Below are 18,858 nucleotides of genomic sequence, written 5' to 3' on the forward strand. Positions count from 1 at the left end.
GTTAAAAAATTAAAGAATCTTTAGATTTTAATGTTGTTTGATCTATTATGTAAGAAGTTATAACTTCTGGTATAGTTTTTATTTTTGTTAATGCGTCTTGTACATCAGCATAATTGATATCTCCAGTTATTTTTAAGAAAAAATCTACTTTTTTCTTTTCTGGTATTAAATAATTTTTAGTTTCACTTGTAAATAATACGTTTTCTGAAGATGTATTGGTGTTGTTAGAAAAGATATTGGAAATTAAAAACCAATCAAAGTCGTATTTAGAATCTGTAAATTTGTAAACAGGAAAAGAAGCGTTGCTGTTTTTTCCTTCAAAATCTAAATCGTAAGCTGCTCTAGAAAAAGTAGTTTTAAGTTCTTTATTAAGCAAATATGCTAACTTATAATCTTCTAAAGTAGTATGAATTCCTATTAACGTGTAATTATCTTCGCAAAAATCATCAAAATTTAACGCGTGTACTTGCATAAAACAAAGTTAAGCATTGTAATGTTAGCTTATAGTAAAACTTACGAAAACGTTATAGGTAACTTGTTTAACCCGTAATTAAGTCTTGCATAGCGTAGTATACTCTTTTTGAAGCTTGCTCTTCTGCTTTCTTTTTAGAAGTGGCTCTTCCTTTTGCTACAAAATTACCATCAATGCTAATTTTTACACTAAAGTGCTTTATGTTTTGGTTGCCAGTATCTTCGTAGGTGTCAAAAGAATACTTTTTCTTTTGTTTTTGGCACCATTCTATAATTAGCCCTTTGTAACTTGTAATCTTTCCCTCTAAACGCTCAATATCTACATAAGGCTCTATAACTTTATCGTAAATAAATTGATTGCAATAATTGTAACCTCTATCTAAATAAATAGCGCCAATTAATGCTTCAAAGATATTACCGTGAATATTATCTCCTATATGATCGTTAGAAATGTTGCTTTTTACAAAATTAATAAGTTCTAGGTCTTTACCCAACTCATTTAAATGCTCTCTACTTACAATTTTAGAGCGCATTTGTGTAAGGTAACCTTCGTCTCCAGACGGAACTTTTTTGTATAAATAAGAAGCAATTACAGAACCCAACATAGAATCACCTAAAAACTCCAAGCGTTCGTAATTAATTGGATTTCCTTTACTATCCGTTTCTTTTATGGAACGATGTGTAAATGCTTTTTTATAATGCGAAAGCTTTATTGGTTTAAAATTGAGTAATTCTTTCATTTCATAATAAAAGTCCTCATCTTCTTTGTTTTGAGGTTTTACTATTCTACGAAGGAAGTTATTCATATAATTAATCTAATTTTTTAAACGCAACACATGCATTATGACCTCCAAAACCAAAAGTATTACTTAAAGCAATTTTTATATCTCTTTTTTGAGATTTGTTTAAAGTAAGATTTAATTCTGGGTTAATGTTCTCATCAACAGTTGTATGATTTATTGTTGGAGGAACAATACCGTGTTTCATTGCTAAAATTGAAGCAATAGATTCAACAGCACCTGCAGCTCCTAATAAATGACCTGTCATTGATTTGGTAGAATTGATATTAATATTCTTAGCATGCTCTCCAAACACTTCAGAAATTGCTTTTAACTCAGCAACATCTCCAAGTGGAGTAGAAGTTCCATGTGTATTAATGTGATCTACATCTTCAGGTTTAATTCCTGAATTTTCTAAACAGTTTTTCATCACAGCAATTACACCAATTCCTTCAGGATGTGGTGCCGTCATGTGATGTGCATCAGAAGACATTCCGCCTCCAATAACTTCTGCATAAATAGTTGCGCCACGTGCTTTAGCATGTTCGTACTCTTCTAAAACAAGTGCGCCAGCTCCTTCACCTAAAACAAAACCATCTCTGGTTCCATCAAAAGGTCTAGATGCCGTTTCTGGACTTTCGTTTCTTGTAGATAATGCGTGCATGGCGTTAAAACCACCAACACCAGAAATTACAACCGCAGCTTCAGAGCCACCAGTTACAATAACATCACAAGTGCCTAAGCGAATGTAGTTTAAAGCATCTATCATTGCGTTAGCAGAAGATGCACATGCAGAAACTGTAGTATAATTTGGTCCCATAAATCCATTTTTAATGGAAATATTTCCAGGAGCAATATCTGCAATCATTTTTGGAATAAAGAACGGATTAAATCTTGGTGTACCGTCTCCAGCACCAAAATTCATAGCTTCGTTTTGAAATGTTTCTAAGCCACCAATTCCTGCTCCCCAAATTACACCTACGCGTAATTTGTTTAATTTTTCTAGATCAAAATTTGCATCTGCAATTGCTTCGTCTGAAGCTACCATTGCATATTGCGTAAATGGATCCATTTTACGTGCGTCCTTTCTGTTAATAAAGTCCGTTACTTCAAAGTTTTTAATTTCACATGCAAAACGAGTTTTGAACTTGGCAGCATCAAATCTTGTGATAGGCGCTGCACCGCTAACTCCGTTAACTAATGCGTTCCAATATTCTTCAATATTATTACCAATAGGCGTTAATGCGCCAAGTCCAGTTACTACAACTCGTTTTAATTGCATATAAAAATTACTTTTTTGCTTCTTCTATATAACTTACTGCTTGACCAACCGTACCGATGTTCTCAGCCTGATCGTCTGGTATTTGAATATCAAATTCTTTTTCGAATTCCATAATTAATTCTACAGTATCTAAAGAATCTGCTCCTAAATCGTTAGTAAAGCTAGCTTCTGTTGTTACTTCGTTATCGTCTACTCCTAATTTGTCTACGATAATAGCTTTTACTCTTGATGCAATGTCTGACATAATGTTCTAATTTTTTAAATTTAAAATCGAGGCAAAAATACTATTTTTATTAATTCAATCTAATTTTTGCTCGAAAAATGAGTTCTAAAGTAAATAAAATTATAATCTTATCCAATAGAAATCACATTTGTTAATATTTATTCTTTTTTTTGCAGTAACATCACAATCTTATAAATAAATGAAACGTATCGTTATTTTTGCCTCTGGGTCTGGTACTAATGCAGAAAATATTATTAATTATTTTCAGTTGAACAAAACTGCGGAAGTTACTCATGTGCTGTCTAACAATGAACATGCCAAAGTCTTTGAAAGGGCTGAACGCCTTGGTATAATGGCTTCCCTGTTCGATAAAGATGCCTTTAGAAAAGATAAAACTGTACTTAATTTTTTATTGCAAGAAGCAGATTTTATCATTTTAGCCGGATTTCTTTGGAGAATTCCTTCAGAGATTGTTAAAGCATTTCCAAATAAAATTATAAATATTCACCCTGCATTATTGCCAAAATATGGTGGAAAAGGAATGTACGGAATGAATGTTCATAAAGCTGTAAAAATGAATAATGAGACAGAAACTGGCATCACAATTCACTATGTAAACGAAAATTACGACGAAGGAGCGATCATTTTTCAGGCAAAAACGTCAGTTTCAAGAGAAGATTCTCCAGAAGATATTGCAAATAATATTCATAAACTAGAACAAATACATTTTCCGAAGGTTATAGAAAGTGTTATTTTACAGCATGAGTAAGAAAAAAAAATACTACGTTGTTTGGAAGGGAAAAAAAACGGGTGTTTTTACTTCTTGGAAAGTTTGTAAAACACAAATTGATGGTTTTGAAGGTGCGCAATACAAAGCTTTTGCTAATTTGAACGAAGCCGAAAAGGCTTTCAAAGGAAGGTATGAAGATTACAAAGGGAAAAACACAAAAAAACCAACACTTTCAACTGCTGAAAAAGCAACCTACGGTTCTCCAATTTTAGAAAGTTTAGCTGTTGATGCTGCTTGTGCTGGAAATCCTGGAAAAATGGAATATAGAGGCGTATTAACCAAGTCTAAAAAGCAAGTTTTTATTCAAGGTCCTTTTAAAAAAGGAACCAATAATATTGGAGAGTTTTTAGCGCTTGTTCATGGAATTGCGCTTTTAAAGAGCAAAAAAATGGACGATTTACCAATTTATTCTGATTCTAAAATTGCAATGTCTTGGGTTAAAAGGAAACAATGTAGAACTAATGTTGTCTTCGATTCGTCTAATAAAGATGTATTAGAGTTGATAAAGCGTGCCGAAAAATGGCTGAAAGAAAACACCTATAAAAACCCTATTTTAAAATGGGAAACCAAAGCGTGGGGAGAAATTCCTGCGGATTTTGGTAGAAAATAAAAGGTGTGTTATTAAAAAACATACTTAATGTTTAACAAAAAATATCTTGGAACTATTTTAAAACTTGTTTCATTTCTCTGGAAATCAGACAGAAATACATCGTTAAATTTTGTTATATTAGAGAGGTTGTTAATTTTAAATCGGTAAGATAATTTACTCTTTTTAGGATTATAATTTAAGTTTATATTTGAAAACAAATAATCTTTAGAATTTATAGAGTAATAATTGTTTTCAAACTTACACAACCAATTATTAGATATTTTTATACTTGTGTCTAAACTACTTTCTAAATAACTGTTAGTAGAAAACTGTTCATTAAATTTTCCTTTAGAATAGTTAAGTTGAAAACCAAATTTAAAATTTATTGGTAATCTAAAATATGTGGTTCCTTGCATTCTATATATTGAAGTGTAGTTTTCCACATTACTTGTTATATTGTTTATTATTACAGGATTATTTGACCATGATTGTTGAGTACTTAACTTTAAGCTACTAGATACATCTTTTAAGTATTTTGTTGCACTTAAATTGTAATTAGTTAGTTTTCCTCCATTTACTATAGTATATTGGTTAAAATTAACGTTGTCGGAAATTAAACTCTTTACACCATAACTTTTATCAGAGAAACTATGTAACAAAAAAGAATTAATTAAAAATTGTTTTTTGTAATTATTGAATGTATAGTAAAAACCAAAACTATGATTGTTTGATTGTTGAATGTTATCGAAGCCTTTATTAAATGATCTATAATTTGTTAATATATAACTTTCAGTTAAATATTTTGAATTTGGTAAATTATTTTGAAAACCATAACTCACACCAAAATTACCAATTTTGGTTTTATTGGAATGCAAACTTATCTTAGGGTTTACAAAAAAGTATTGATTATTCTTTTTGTTTAGATTTATATAATTTTTCTCTATAGATAGAGAGCTTCTTACTTTGAATAGTGTTGAAATATTGTAGTTATACTTTCCTTTTAAAGAGATTTTCTGATTTCTGTAATTAACATGGTTAGATAATGAATCGATTTTATGGATATTGTCAAATCTAAAACTACTAATAATCTTATCTTTATCTACTGTTGCTGAAAATTCTAATCCATACTCAGCCTTATTTTTTTTTGTAATTAACTCAGAGTTTAAACCATAATAAGTAAGAGGTGTGTTGTTTTTTTGATAAATTGTTAAAGCTCCATCATTATTAAAAACGTCACTAAAAGTATTTGGTAGAATGCTATAATTCTGTTTGGTGTTATTTATGCCTAAATAAGCATATGCTAACAATAAGGTATTGTTAGAAATTTTTTTTGTGAAATTTAAGTGATTGAAAAAATTCTGTTTTTTTTCTTTTAATTTTTGAACCACTTTTTCATTATTAAAAATAAGATTTCCATTATTTTTAGTTGGGTTGTTTTCAAATATGAAATTATAGGTATAATACTCATCATTCTTTGATAAATATTTTAACTCAAATTCTGTAGCAAATGATATATCCTTAATTTCAATTTTATTTTGTTCTATAAAAGAAATTGTTTCAGGTTCAATAAAATATTTAGTGATGTTATTATTTTGTTTTTCTATATCATCATAAGTAAAATAGGTCAGATTTCTTAATTTTGTTTGCTTAGAGAGATTAGTGACAAAGCTTAGTGAGTTTAAAAAAGAATTATTAAAAACATCTTCATCATTAGAGAAATTTGAAGATGATAGATTGTCAATAGTTATAAGTTCGTTATTAGTTTTTTCATTTTTTTTATTAACATTAAATCCAGTAAAATTTATTGTTTTTTCATTTTTCACTTGTGAAACAGCTGAGTTTCCAATACTATTTATGTTTGATAGATTAAAGAATTTTATTTTATTTTTCAGTAAACCAATATTTATAGTTGTATTAGTGCTATTATTTGTTCCAAAACCCAAATCTAAATTTCCAAACCAAACATTTTTTTTATCATTTTTAAGTTTTAAATTTAAAGCTATTTTTTCTGATTCCTGAAAACTTTTTAACACAGGGTTATCTTCAAAGTTAGTAAGTAATTCTACTTCTTTAATAGTGCTTGCATCTAAGTTTTTAGTTAATAATTTGTATTTATCATCAAAAAGATCATCGCCTTCAACAAGTAATTTGTCAATAGCTTTACCATTAACTTTTATAGTACCATTTAAAGAAATTTCCATTCCGGGTATATTTTTAAGTAAGTCTTCTACAACATTTTCTGAACCATCTTTAAATGCCGATACTTTGTAAACAATTGTATCTTTTTTAACTTTTATCTTTTCCCAAGTTTCAAGCACAACTTCCTTTAATATTTCGTTTTTCTCTTGTAATAAGAAATTAGTATTTATTGTACTTTTTAATATGTTAATGATATTTTTTTCTTCTTCAAAACCTAAACCATTAGCAACAATAGTTAATGTTTTTAATTTATTCTGATTTATAGAAATTTGAAACTCCCCTTTTTCGTTAGAATATCCGTATGATATTAATTGGCCATTTCCGTAAATCATTATTGTAATATTAGAAAGGTTATTGTGTTCTTTATCAATAACCTTTCCTTTAATATTAATGTTTTGAGAAATTATGTAGTGTGTAACAAAAAATAATAGTAACAGAAAATTACCTTTTTTTATCATAAAATTCAGTTATTTCAAAGTTTTCAATAAATGAATCTTTTAGTTGAAGTTTTACATTTGACTCTGTGTCTGCAGAATTAAAATTTTCAGCAAAAACTCTACCACTATTAATAGAATTTAAATAAGCGTCTATTAAAAATTTTCGATATTCTTTTAAAGTAATCCATTTTTTATGAATTTGATTAGGCTGTTTTACAGGTTTTGCTATATTAATACTAGTAATTGCTGGGTATTTTAAATTTTTAAAATAAAAGTAGATCTCTTTTTTTGTGTCGTATGCTTCTAAAATTAAACCAGGTAAACCTTGTAGTTTCCAAGGACCATATTTTATTGCAATTTTTGGTGTGTACCAAGCAGTATAATTTCTTCCTCTAAACTTAGTAATTGCTTTAATGCATAAATAGTTTCCTATTTTTTTTGTTTCTTTTGTAATTTTCCATTTTATTTTAGGTTTTTTTTCTTTTACATAGGTAAAACCTAAACCCCTACTATATAAACTGTCTTTGTTGAAATCTGTATAATACCTAAACCCATATTTATTAGTGGCTTTAGTTACCATATAAACATTGTTTTTATCCTTAAAGGTTTGTTCTTCACGAATATTTCCTTTTTCTAATGAATCGTTTCTAGTTATATAAATTGATTCATCTTTGTTAAATACTAGAACAGATGTATAATCAATACCTATATCTGAACCCATTCCCATACTTTCTTTTTGTCCATAAAACACAACTCCTTTTTTATCTTGAGAAAATATTGTAATAGAGAAGTATAAGAAAAATATAATTATAGCTTTTTTTATCATAGAAATTTAAGTAAAGTTGAGTTCTAAAATAAAGATTTAAAACTCAACTTTTAATATTAATAGTTAGTAAAGTGTTTATTTAACAAGACTCTTGCATTTGCACAGCCATTGCGTTAGCATTTTCCTCTGTGAAATTCCCAGTCATGTCATAATCGAATATTCCATCTCCATCACAATCTACTTTAATTCTAAACTTTTTTAGTTTTGGAGGGCTCTCTAAATTAGTATTATTAATTAATGTTTCTGCATTCACTAAACTCCCGCTAGCAAATACAAATGCTAGTACTAAAATTATTTTTTTCATAATTTCTAAAATTTATAACCTTTTTTAAGGTTAGTTGATATTTAATTTTTAGAATTGTTTCTGAGTAAACAAGTTTACAATTCTTAAGAAACTTGTAGAAAAAGTGTTACTTTTGCAACACTTTCCTCTGTTTGTTTTTTGTCAATTCATTGGCACTAATTTTTAAGTTAAACATTTATTTGCAAGATTTTTGTTCTTAAATTTATAAGCAGAGGATTTTTCTTTTTCATAGCAATCTCATCTTTATAGTATTAAGTTCTCCAAAGTTTAAAAAGTATTTTGGAGTTTCCAAATATTTTTAATTCTTATTTAGCGTGGTATTTTTACGATGCCAAAAAAGCTATATGGATTTAAGCTTCTTTTTTGTATCTTTGATTTAAAGAAAAAATTACTATTCCAAAAATTACTATTCCAAAAATTACTATTCCAAAAATTACTATTCCAAAAATTACTATTCCAAAAATTACTATTCCAAAAATTACTATTTAATGTTTTTATTTAAAACTACTGAAGAGTTAGAAAGTAACTTATTAAAAAGAATTAAAGAAGAAAGAGAAAAAATTGGGTTGTCACAATATGAGCTTGCTAAACGAATTGGTTTAGGGCAAAGCGCGTATCAAAAAATTGAAAAAGGAAAAACACGTTTAGATATGTTTCGTTTTTTAAAAATTACGCAAGCTTTAGGTGTTTACCCGAAAGATTTCTTTGACAATTAAAATAAATTACCCAATCGCTTCAATTTCTTTTAATAATTGTTTAGTTTCTGGTAAAGGTGAAATGCCATATTCTTCTTCCAAAATTACTTCGCACTTCATATACGTTTTAATAGCTTGTGGTCTATTTCCTTTTGCTAAATAACCACGCATTTGTAATCTGTAAGCATCTTCCCAAGTATTGTCTATTGCTAAAGCTGCTTGTGCTAAACGGATACTTTCAAGCGGATTTTCTGCCAATAAAATTTCTGCCAACGTAATATAAGCGCCTAAAATTAACAACTGACTTTTCTCCCGTTCTTCAGAAGACCAATCTTCGTAAATTCTATTGGGTAAAAAAACACCTTGGTACAATTCAATTGCTTTTTTGTAGGCTTTTTTGGCAATTTCTTTTTCTTCGGAAAGCGCTTGGTTTCCAATAATTATGTATTTTTCTAAAGCATCAATATCTATCCAAACTTTATCTGTTGCTAATTGATAACTTACACCTTGTCTTAATATAAATTGTGGTTCCGTACGCGAAGGTCTATTAGGTTCTAAGGCTTTATTTATTCCGTGTAAAGCAACTTTAAAATCACGATCATTCCAATCTTCCCAAAGATTGTCCATAATTTTTTCTTTATGAAGCGCGTGTCTATGTCTGTTGGAAATTAAGTATTGTAAAAGCTGAATTGTTTTATCACGTCCAAATTCTTTAGAAGAAATTTTTTCTTCATTTCTCCATACCGAAAACTGCCCCAACGTTTTAATTTTGATGGGAGCTTGCTCATAAAACTCTGTGAGCTGTTGTAGTTTGTCGGATAATTCAGACATAAAAAATTATTTTTTACTGATTTTATCTACTTTAGAATTCAGTTTTTTAATTTCTTTAGAAAGGGAATCTATAGATGTTTGAAGTTCATGATAATCTGCTCTAGAAGCTTTTTTCCATTGGTCAAATTGTACTTTCTCACTAATTTCTTCCCCTAAATTTTCTATCTGATCTTGGATTTGTTCCTGAATATTAGAAAACTGCTTCTTCGGATTTTTTATAGTTTCCTTTAAAAACTGAGGAGCAACATCTCTTACTGTTTTAAACATAGAAAAACTCTTTTGCAAAATACTTTCACGTTCTTCTTTGGGTTCATCTTTTGTAGCTTCATTAGTTAACAACGCTAATTTTTCTTGCATAAAAACAAGTGCATCATTAAAGTCAGAAAATCGTTTTTCATCACCATCTTGTACATGACTTATTTTACCGCGCCACTGTACTTTTGCATCGCCGTTTTCTTTGTATATCTGTTGGTTAAAACGCACCATAAAAGACGCATTTTGATCTTGTTTTTTTGCCATAATGTTATTTATTTACCAACTTAAACGTTGAACTATTATTGTTCTTTCATCAGATAAAAAACCAACATAAAATGATTTGCTATCTTCAAGCAGGTTGTATTCGCTTATAATTACCTGATTGTTGTCTTTAGAGAGTTTAATAGCTTTATCGAGTTCTCTTGAACTAATTTCTTTTATATCTTTTTTAAAACCTTTACTTTTTAAAATAATAGGTAATTTTTTATAGAAATATTTGCTTACTTCTATTGTTGAAACAGAAGTGTAATCTCCAAAATGATCAGGAATACTTGCCGTCTTATACTTAATTTTTGAATATCTTGGTAATTCTATTGTTGTCACTTCTTTAAAATCTTCTCGATAAAATTCATCCGAAGGATAAATTCCTATATAAATAAAATATCCAACTATAAAAAAAGGTGTCAAAGACAATAACTTCCATTTTGAATTATATCCTTTTTTCTTGATATATCGATTAATTAAAAAAGACATTGAAATTAGGATTCCAATAAAAATTATGAAAAAGAGTATTAGGTATATTATCATTCTTATCCTGGTTCTTTTTCAGAGCCAATTTCAATTTGTAATAAACCTTTAAAAGCTTGTTGTATAGTATTTCCTTCGTATAAAACCTTATACACTTCTTCAGAAATTGGCATTGGAACGTTATAATCTTTTGCTAATTCCATAACCACTTTTGCGGTTTTCACACCTTCAGCAACTTCGTTCATTTCTTCAATAATTTGGGCTAAACTTTTACCCGTTCCTAATTGAAAACCTACATGGTGATTTCTACTTTTATCGCTGGAACATGTTGCTACCAAATCTCCCATTCCAGCCAAACCAGCAAACGTGCTTTTTTTACCGCCCATTGCAACACCTAAACGTGTTAGTTCTGCCAAACCACGAGTAATTAATGCCGCTCTTGTGTTATCACCAGCATTTGCGCCATCACCCATTCCTGTTGCAATTGCCATAATATTTTTTAAAGCACCACCCAATTCACAACCAATAACATCAGAATTTGTATAAACACGAAATAATCCTGAACTAAAAATAGGTTGTAGATTTTTAGCAATAGTGTCATCAACCATTGCAATTACAGCCGCTGCAGCTTTTCCAGAATGAATTTCCTTTGCTAAATTTGGACCTGTTAAAACACCGGCAGGATGTCCAGGTAATAATTCTTCAATAATTTCTGTCATTCGCATTTTTGAAGAAATCTCTAAACCTTTTGCTAAATTAACAATAGGAATCCAAGGTCTTATATGTGGTTTTGCTTGTTCTAAAACTGCTCTAAGATTTTGAGAAGGAATTCCCATTACAATTACATCGGCATTTTCTACGGCTTCTTTAATTGTATTTACCGCCTTTAAAGAACGCGTTAGTTTTGCATTTGGTAAATACCGTTGATTGGTGTGATGCTCGTTTATTTCATCAACCGTTTCTTTTCTACGCGCCCAAATAGTTGCTTCCGCATTTTTTGCAACAATAGATGCTACTGTTGTTCCCCAAGAACCGCCACCAAGTATGCCTACTTTTAATTTCATAAGTTATATTTTTAAAGACATTAATTATCACAAAAGAATGTGTTAATGTATTGTTTTCGATATAAAAATCGAATTAAAGGTACTGTTTTTTATGGATTTTTACTTTTACCGAAATAAAAAAAGATTAGTTTTCTAACGCAACTTTATACAAATCTCTCACTTCTTCTACATACGTATCTATATGTTTTACTTTCCATTCAGAAGTATCAACAGGATCTAAAATTACAACTTCAATGTGTGTTGGTTTAAATACTGAGCTCCCTTTTGGCATTGCCATATATGCGTTTTTTATTACAATAGGAATTATAGGAACACCTGCTGCCATTGCTAAATGAAAAGCACCTTTTTTAAATTTCCCTAACTCTTTACTTCCGCTCCTTGTACCTTCAGGAGCAATAACTACGGAAGTTCCATTTTTAATAACTTCTGCAGCATCTTTCATAGATTTTAGTGCATTTTTTTTATTTGAACGATCAATAAAAATTGCACCCATTGCTTTAAATAAAGGTCCAAAAGGAGTCATTTCTAACTCTTTTTTTGCAACTCCAGCCACATCTTTTCTTAATAATTTTGATATGATAAAAAAGTCTGCCGAAGATTGATGATTAAAACAAAAAACGGCTGGTCTATAATCTTCTAAATTGTTTTTTCCTTTAACTGCAATATCCAATCCGGCAAATTTTGTTCCCAAATCTCCAATGCTTGCAATGGTTGTGTTTATAGCTTCTTTTTTAGATAAAGTAAAAGCTCCACGAATAATTCCTTTTACTGCTGAAGGATATAAACTTGCGGCTGCTAAACCAGTTCTAAACCTATTTACAATTGGTTGTCCGTTTGTTTCATCGAAGCGTAAAATTGGCCAACCGCTTTCAAAAGCAACTTGAGACAAACGACTATCTGGATTAACAGCATGTGGTTTCCCAACAATTTCTAACAACGGATAATCATCAAAACTATCTGTATAAAAGAAACTTTTAGATAAATCTATATCGTTTTGTTTTGCAAACTTTTTTCCAGCGTTAGCTTTTCCTTCGCCCCAACACATTTCTTTAATTTGACCTGTAAATTTACCACGATTTACTTCCATTTCTGTACAATAAATATCAGAAATACCCAGCTCATCTGCAATTGGTTTTATTTGATAAACAGTGGCTGCTGAGATAATTACTATTTTATGTCCTTTTTCTAAATGCGAAGCGATTAAAGTACGTGCTTCTGGATAAATTGTGTCAACTAAATGTTTTTTATATACTTCTTGTCCTAGTGTTGTAAAGTCTTTTTCTTTGATTCCTTTTACACCAAGAGCCGATAGTTTTGTGAGTACTTCAAAATCTCTATTTCCTGCTCCGTAAAGTAAAATTGTTGCAAATTGAGACAGCAATTCTTTAGTAGTAGTTTTACCACTTAATAAACGAGATTGTACAAATTTTTTGGCAGAAAAATCATTGATTAATGTTCTGTCTAAATCGAAAAATGCTGCAATATGAGCACCTTCTTCTTGTTCTAGAATTCTATTAGATATCGTATCCAAATCAGAGCCAGGAACCACTTCTTCTTCGGTTTCTATTGCTGTAATATTCAATAATGATTTTACCTCAAGTTTTTGAAGTTCATTTAAATGATTAGTGAATTCATCTAATTCTTGCATCCAACTTTCTAAACCATCATAATCTATTTTTCCTTCAACAGGAATTAGCTTTGCATTTTTTGCAAAGCGTAATGAGTTTGTTAAAAACGGTTTAGAAACACTATCTAATCTTGAGATACGAGATTGCCAATGCAACTCCTTTCCTTTAAATAAACACAAGTCTAAGAATTCAGAATATATAAAATCATCTTCTAAATCCCAACTATTTAAAGTATGGCAAACAACTTTGTTTGCTTCAAGATAAATTAACAATAATCCTTTAGAAACAAATAATTCTTGCTTCTTTAAAAGTGTATTTATATCTCCATTTGGGTCCGTAATTATCTTTCTCCAGTTTTTATCGAATAAGTTTAATTCGTCTTCAATTTCTGTTGAAAATTTAGGTTTGTTTGTGTAGAAAAATTCAAATTTAAATGTGTTACGCAAGTGCATAATTTCTTCCCAAAAATGAAGAATTCTATCTGTTGATGTATCGTCTTTAATTTTTATCAAAGCCATTTCAATAAAGGCTCTGTGATATAAATGACTTGCCGACATGTTTGCATAATAGGTTGCCGACAAATATTCATTTGGAGCTAAACTATATTGTGTTTTTCTCCCAGCTTTACTTTTTTGAATTATATGTGCGCCAAGTAATAAATTCAGTGCTTTTTGTACAGTAACATCTATTTTGTTTCCTCGGTCTAACAACACATCTTCTTTGCGTTGTTCTATGTAATTCATCAACTTTATTACGTTGATTTCTATTTCTTTTTTAGTGAGCGCAAAGTTGTTTAAAAGGGCGTTACAAACTAAAGAAACTGTAGTTACTGGTGTAATTGTATTTGCTTTGTGAATTAATTCAAAAGCAAAACGAGGTAACGTGTTTTTATCAGCATAACTGTCTTCTTCCATATCTGGAATAATAGCATTTGTATGTTGAGAATTTTCTACAGGTTCTCCAAAACGAATGGAAGCTCTACCGTAACGATGTCCTAAATTTTTTAAATATTTTCCAAACAAAGCAAGGTTTTCAGATTTTTTGTCTGTTCCTTTTCCTTCTTCGGTCATTTCTTTCACGTCGGGAATTAAGTCATACACAATAGAAACAGGAACGTATTTTATTGGACGAGAACTTGCTTTTTCTCCTTCCATAATGTATTTTAAAATCCCCATTTGTGGATAGACGATTTTACCTGTTCTTGAGCGAGTTCCTTCAATATTCCACGTTAAATGATCTCCGTTTTCAATAAAACAAGAAATATAATGGCGTAAAGACGCTTTGTAAACGGCATCATCTTTAAAACTTCTGCGTAAAAAGATTAAACCAGAATTTTTCCCCAATTGCTTTACACCAGGCATTGCCAAATTTATACCTCCAAAAAAGTAGGGAATTGGCATTCCGTAGCGGTGTAAGGTTGTTACTAAAACAACAGTGTCTAAATAGGTTTTATGAGTCAAAATAAATGCGACAGAATTTTTACGCATTAATTTCATCAACTTTTTAATTTCCTGACGATCTACATCAATTTTATCTTCATAAGCTTTAGAAAGCATATATTCAAAACCCTTTAAGGTAGCCATATTTGCTATTGGGTTTTGTTCTGCATACATTTCCGTAATACAAAGTTCTGCTTCTTTTTGAACTTCTTCTAAAGATTGTTTACGTTGTAAAGCAATTCCTTTAAGTTCGTCTTGAAACTTTGGTTGGTTAAAGATTTTTTCTATAGACATTTAGACGTTTGTTTGACTAATTATAATTAGGTATTGATATTAAATCTTTTAGGATATCACCTTTTTTTCGTTCCCAAAATTTTGGGAAAAACATATTTTCTAATTTAGTAATAAAACCTTTTGGTTTTCTTCCTTGTGTGTTTTCAATTAAAGCATTTGCTACAGTTACTAAAACTGATGCATTTGCTCCCATTCCCATATGACTTCCGTAAACCTCTACGTTTTTAATGTTTTTTCGCATTGTTTCTGCCTCTAAACAATGTTTCCACGGTACTAATCCATCTGTTTTAGTGTAAATACAAGTTACTGGTACTTTGGGTATTTCTTCTAGTTCTTTTAAAAACTTGTCGTTACGTTCACGCAAAGTTTTTCCTCGTAAAAATTCTAATACGCGTACTAAAGGAGTTTGCATATTGTTTACTCCCCAAACAGGAGAACCAATTGTAACTAGTTGCTCTACTTTATCTGGGTAACGATTGGCAATTATTTTAGCAAATATTCCTCCGCCAGACCAACCTACTAAACTAACCTTTTCTCCATGCTTTTCATAGATTTCATCTAAACGTTCTACCAGTTTTGGCAAGTATTTAGAGTTAATCATATTTACACCTAATTCCCATTTATAAGTTTTAAAACCTACTGATTTTAAGTATTTACGAACAAATTTAGTAGAGCTATCGTTTCCTAAATATGGAGGCATTAATAAAACGGGTTTGTTGTTTCCTTGTTTTTTCTTGGGAATTAAATAGTACAAACCAAACATGGTACTCCATTCTACTAAAGAACGTGTTTCTAAAAACATGTTGAAAGGTGGAGGAGCAGGAATTGTTTTATTTATTTTTATAATTTCTTCTCTAAAATGTGCAACAATTGGAGAAGAAATATCTTTTTTTAAGTTCTTCGGAAGCGTTTCTAAATTAATGCTTTCTAAAACTAAAACAAGTGTTATATAATCTCTATCTGGCCCAAATTCCTCACAAATATTTATGCAATTATTAGTTAGTTTTATTAATGTTTCCTTATTAAATTCATCATTCTTAATAGATTTTAAGATGAATTTTTCAAAAGGATGGTCTTCAAATTTTTTAGTAACTAGTTCTTTCGCTTTTGTAAGGGAATACTCATTTATCATAGCAACTTTAATTGCCATTTTAGTAAATGTAGTATATAGGGTTTTATTATTTTCCATTTGTTATTCTGAGTATTCTTTTGATTGAATGTGGGAATTCAACCAATTTAAAAAATCTTGTTCTACTTCTTTCTTGTTGGTTTCATTCAACATTTCATGTCTTCCACCTTCATATAATTTTAAAGTTAGGTCGTTAATACCTGCTTTAATGTATTGACTTGCCACTTTTTGCACTCCTTTTCCCATTTCTCCAACGGGATCTTTATCACCCGAAAATATATAAATAGGAATATTTTTTGGAGTAGCTTTAAACGTTTCTAAATCGTTAATTTTTTTACTTCCTTTTAAAATGTCAATAAACATACTGATTGAAAAATCTTCAATTCTTAAAGGATCTTTTGCAAATAAATCTACTTCTTTTTCATCTCTACTAATCCAATCTACTTGTGTTCTGTTGGGTTTAAATTTTTTATTAAATTCAGAGAAAAAGACAGATTTTAAGGTGTTACTGCTTCTTTTTCTACCTTTAAAAAACTTTACCATATTAGCGCCAGCAAGTCCAATAGAACCTAAACTTTTAATGTAACTTCCAGTTCCAGAAAGTATCAACGCTTTTATATTGTCACCGTGTTCTGTTATATATTGTCTACTTAATAAAGAACCCATACTGTGGCCAAAAAGGATGATTTTTTCCTTCGGATATTCTTTCTGAATAATTTTAGTTAAATCATACATATCATTAACTGCATCTTCAAAATAATTTTCACCTTCATAAACACCTAAATATTCTTTTGATTTAGTTGAATTTCCATGAATACGATGATCATTTGCATAAACATCAAAACCTTGTTGTTGTAAAATTTCTGCAATACGTTTATATCTTCCAGCATGTTCACCAACTCCATGTGCTATTTGCACAATACCTTTTGGATAAGCTACTTTCCAGCGGTAATAAAATATTTTTTCACCGTCTTTTGCAGTAAATGTATGTGTGCTAAAACTCATTATCTATTTAAAAATTCTGATAAAATTGAAATCAATTTATCTTGGTGTTTTTTATCTCCTTCAAACTTCATTCTTCCTTGTATAACTAATTCTTGTAGTAAGAATTTTTGCTGATGTAAAGCAATTAAATTTGTATCATCAATACTAAATGATGCTTTTGCTTTTCTTTCTTTCTTCTTTTTTAAAACACCTTCATCTTGCGTAAAATCTAAACTCCAAAAATGAGATTCTTCTTTAGAAGTTACTTCAAATTGATACAAACCTTTGTGTTTTTTTACAATTTCAGCATTATTTTTTATAAAGCGTTTAAATGCAGAGAAAAATGCTGAACTTGCTAAGGTTGCTTTCGCAATTTCTTTCTCCTTTTGCTTTCCTCTTTTCTGAATAATTTTTTCTAACTTATTGGCTTCTTCTCTAATGAAACGAGAAAATTTACCAGCATCAGGCATTGTTTTAGCATCGGAAGTTGTTGTTATACTTACAGTTCCGTTATAGCTAAAAGCAGCTATAATTAAACCAAAACCATCTACAACGGGTGTTAAACCAAAAACCCCAACTGTTTTATGTCCTTTTAAATATAAGGCTGTTTGTGGTCCAGGAACATTAGTAATTGTTACATTAAAAGGTGGTCTGTGTAATTCTTTAATATTGTATTTGCTATAGATTCCTGAAGCTAAATTTGCCAAGCCAAAAGGAACACTTTCAGCCATTTTCATTAAACTTTTTGCACCAACAGCTTTATGGCGAGATTTTCCCACTTCTGTTTGTTCTTGTATGTATTCTAATCGCTCAATTGGGTCTTCTATGTGTGTTCCTATTTGAACCAACATATTAGAAATCTTATTTCCATAATTTTGTTTTTCGCCTTTTACTCGGATTGAAATAGGAACATTTGCAACCAATGGTAAAGATGGTAATTGATCTTTTTCAATTAAATATCTTCTAATAGCTCCGGCGCAAATATTTACTATAACATCGTTAATGGTTACGCCCATAATTTTACGAAGCGAGTTTATTCTATCAAAAGATAAAATTGCGGTTCCCCAAGTTCTCTTTGGAGAAATTGAACCATTAAAGATGGTTTTTGGAACTGAAAAGGATTTTTTATCAAAAGGCTTATTTCCAACCACTGCTTTTTTTGCTTTCTGTTGCATAACTGATACAGCAGCTTCTCCTACCAGTTTTGGTATTTTAAGTGGGGCTTTAAAAAACTTATAGGAGCTTTTTAATAATAAACTTAATTCTTCTGGAAGCGGTTCTGGTTCAAAAGGTTTTGGTTTTGGAATTGGTTTTGTACTGTCGGCTTTGTTTTTATCAAACAACATTCCCATTAATCCAACTCCAGAGGCACCATCAATCATAACATGGTGTACTTTTGTAAGTATAGCAACAGAGCCTTTTGGGATTTGAGAAATAGTATCCAAACCTTCTATAAATGTAATAGACCAAAGTGGTCTTCTTAAATCTAAGGAAGCACTAAAAACGGTTGCTGTTGTGTCTCTTAATGTTTTCCAATCTGCTGGATCGGGTAATTTTATTCTGTTTAAATGTAAATCGAGCTCAAAATTTGGATCGTCTACCCAATATGGATAATCTAAATCGAACGGAACATTTAATAACCGTTGTCTAAACTTTGGCATTAAATGTAATTTAGAAGCAATGGTGTCTTTAAAGTCATCAAATTTTAAAGAATCTTCTACAATAATTAAAGTTCCAATATGCATTGGATTAAGTGCGCTTTCTGCATATAAAAATGCAGCATCTTGCCCAGTAACTTGTTTTATAGAGCTGTCTAAAGCATCATCCAATAAATCTTTAATTACTTTTTTTGTCATGCTTGCTATTTTACTTTTAAACAGTGTTTATTCTAC

19 protein-coding genes are annotated in these 18,858 nt (G+C 30.0%); 3 read left to right on the forward strand and 16 right to left on the reverse strand.

The features are described 5' to 3' along the window. Nucleotide 1: 1 nt before the first annotated feature. The 4 genes from LPB136_RS12205 to LPB136_RS12220 form a co-directional block, all read right to left on the reverse strand. Entirely contained in the window at nucleotides 2–472 is a 471-nt protein-coding gene (locus tag LPB136_RS12205; RefSeq protein ID WP_072556597.1) for an IPExxxVDY family protein, read from the reverse strand. 67 nt (nucleotides 473–539) lie between these two features. Then, the gene (gene rnc, locus LPB136_RS12210; protein ID WP_072556598.1) at nucleotides 540–1,277 is read right to left on the reverse strand and encodes a ribonuclease III; all 738 of its coding nucleotides are present in this window, start codon (nucleotides 1,275–1,277) and stop codon (nucleotides 540–542) included. A 4-nt stretch (nucleotides 1,278–1,281) separates the two neighbouring features. Next, entirely contained in the window at nucleotides 1,282–2,532 is a 1,251-nt protein-coding gene (gene fabF, locus LPB136_RS12215) for a beta-ketoacyl-ACP synthase II (RefSeq protein WP_072556599.1), read from the reverse strand. A 7-nt stretch (nucleotides 2,533–2,539) separates the two neighbouring features. Then, nucleotides 2,540–2,776 carry an acyl carrier protein gene (locus tag LPB136_RS12220; RefSeq protein ID WP_004569249.1) on the reverse strand — a complete coding sequence of 79 codons (237 nt, stop codon included), beginning with the start codon at nucleotides 2,774–2,776 and terminating at the stop codon, nucleotides 2,540–2,542. A 178-nt stretch (nucleotides 2,777–2,954) separates the two neighbouring features. Between LPB136_RS12220 and purN the strand changes: the two genes are divergently transcribed. Further along, complete coding sequence (gene purN / locus LPB136_RS12225) at nucleotides 2,955–3,524, forward strand: phosphoribosylglycinamide formyltransferase (protein WP_072556600.1); 570 nt, start codon at nucleotides 2,955–2,957, stop codon at nucleotides 3,522–3,524. Continuing rightward, nucleotides 3,517–4,155 carry a ribonuclease H1 domain-containing protein gene (locus LPB136_RS12230; protein WP_072556601.1) on the forward strand — a complete coding sequence of 213 codons (639 nt, stop codon included), beginning with the start codon at nucleotides 3,517–3,519 and terminating at the stop codon, nucleotides 4,153–4,155. The genes purN and LPB136_RS12230 overlap by 8 nt, the downstream gene beginning before the upstream one ends. 11 nt (nucleotides 4,156–4,166) lie before the next feature. Here the strand turns inward: LPB136_RS12230 and LPB136_RS12235 are convergent, their stop codons facing one another. The 4 genes from LPB136_RS12235 to LPB136_RS14225 form a co-directional block, all read right to left on the reverse strand. After that, complete coding sequence (locus LPB136_RS12235) at nucleotides 4,167–6,791, reverse strand: carboxypeptidase-like regulatory domain-containing protein (RefSeq protein ID WP_072556602.1); 2,625 nt, start codon at nucleotides 6,789–6,791, stop codon at nucleotides 4,167–4,169. After that, nucleotides 6,775–7,596, reverse strand: coding sequence for a GLPGLI family protein (locus LPB136_RS12240; RefSeq protein ID WP_072556603.1), 822 nt, complete (start codon nucleotides 7,594–7,596; stop codon nucleotides 6,775–6,777). Before LPB136_RS12240 ends, LPB136_RS12235 begins: the two co-directional genes overlap by 17 nt. 79 nt (nucleotides 7,597–7,675) lie before the next feature. Then, on the reverse strand, nucleotides 7,676–7,900 hold the full coding sequence (locus tag LPB136_RS12245; RefSeq protein ID WP_072556604.1) for a hypothetical protein: 225 nt from the start codon (nucleotides 7,898–7,900) through the stop codon (nucleotides 7,676–7,678). A 309-nt stretch (nucleotides 7,901–8,209) separates the two neighbouring features. Continuing rightward, nucleotides 8,210–8,398 (reverse strand): pentapeptide repeat-containing protein, encoded by a 189-nt coding sequence (locus LPB136_RS14225; protein ID WP_158009658.1) that lies wholly within the window; start codon nucleotides 8,396–8,398, stop codon nucleotides 8,210–8,212. On the opposite strand from LPB136_RS14225, the gene LPB136_RS12250 reads away from it, so the two are divergent. Further along, the gene (locus LPB136_RS12250) at nucleotides 8,389–8,616 is read left to right on the forward strand and encodes a helix-turn-helix domain-containing protein (protein ID WP_072556605.1); all 228 of its coding nucleotides are present in this window, start codon (nucleotides 8,389–8,391) and stop codon (nucleotides 8,614–8,616) included. The genes LPB136_RS14225 and LPB136_RS12250 overlap by 10 nt on opposite strands. 6 nt (nucleotides 8,617–8,622) lie before the next feature. On the opposite strand, the gene LPB136_RS12255 is transcribed toward LPB136_RS12250, so the two are convergent. The 8 genes from LPB136_RS12255 to LPB136_RS12290 form a co-directional block, all read right to left on the reverse strand. After that, nucleotides 8,623–9,426: an AfsR/SARP family transcriptional regulator gene (locus tag LPB136_RS12255; protein WP_072556606.1), complete on the reverse strand. Its 804-nt coding sequence runs from the start codon at nucleotides 9,424–9,426 to the stop codon at nucleotides 8,623–8,625. Between the two features lie 6 nt (nucleotides 9,427–9,432). After that, entirely contained in the window at nucleotides 9,433–9,945 is a 513-nt protein-coding gene (locus tag LPB136_RS12260; protein WP_072556607.1) for a hypothetical protein, read from the reverse strand. A gap of 12 nt (nucleotides 9,946–9,957) precedes the next feature. Further along, nucleotides 9,958–10,434, reverse strand: coding sequence for a hypothetical protein (locus tag LPB136_RS12265; RefSeq protein ID WP_072556608.1), 477 nt, complete (start codon nucleotides 10,432–10,434; stop codon nucleotides 9,958–9,960). Nucleotides 10,435–10,490: 56 nt separating this feature from the next. Then, nucleotides 10,491–11,492, reverse strand: coding sequence for an NAD(P)H-dependent glycerol-3-phosphate dehydrogenase (locus tag LPB136_RS12270; RefSeq protein ID WP_072556609.1), 1,002 nt, complete (start codon nucleotides 11,490–11,492; stop codon nucleotides 10,491–10,493). A 124-nt stretch (nucleotides 11,493–11,616) separates the two neighbouring features. Beyond that, nucleotides 11,617–14,853, reverse strand: coding sequence for an HAD-IB family hydrolase (locus LPB136_RS12275; protein ID WP_072556610.1), 3,237 nt, complete (start codon nucleotides 14,851–14,853; stop codon nucleotides 11,617–11,619). Between the two features lie 16 nt (nucleotides 14,854–14,869). Then, nucleotides 14,870–16,042, reverse strand: coding sequence for an alpha/beta fold hydrolase (locus tag LPB136_RS12280; protein ID WP_072556611.1), 1,173 nt, complete (start codon nucleotides 16,040–16,042; stop codon nucleotides 14,870–14,872). Nucleotides 16,043–16,045: 3 nt separating this feature from the next. Continuing rightward, the gene (locus tag LPB136_RS12285) at nucleotides 16,046–16,987 is read right to left on the reverse strand and encodes an alpha/beta hydrolase (protein ID WP_072556612.1); all 942 of its coding nucleotides are present in this window, start codon (nucleotides 16,985–16,987) and stop codon (nucleotides 16,046–16,048) included. Then, complete coding sequence (locus tag LPB136_RS12290) at nucleotides 16,987–18,822, reverse strand: wax ester/triacylglycerol synthase family O-acyltransferase (RefSeq protein WP_072556613.1); 1,836 nt, start codon at nucleotides 18,820–18,822, stop codon at nucleotides 16,987–16,989. Before LPB136_RS12290 ends, LPB136_RS12285 begins: the two co-directional genes overlap by 1 nt. Nucleotides 18,823–18,858: the final 36 nt, after the last annotated feature.

The organism is Tenacibaculum todarodis (assembly GCF_001889045.1).
Classification (GTDB): domain Bacteria; phylum Bacteroidota; class Bacteroidia; order Flavobacteriales; family Flavobacteriaceae; genus Polaribacter; species Polaribacter todarodis.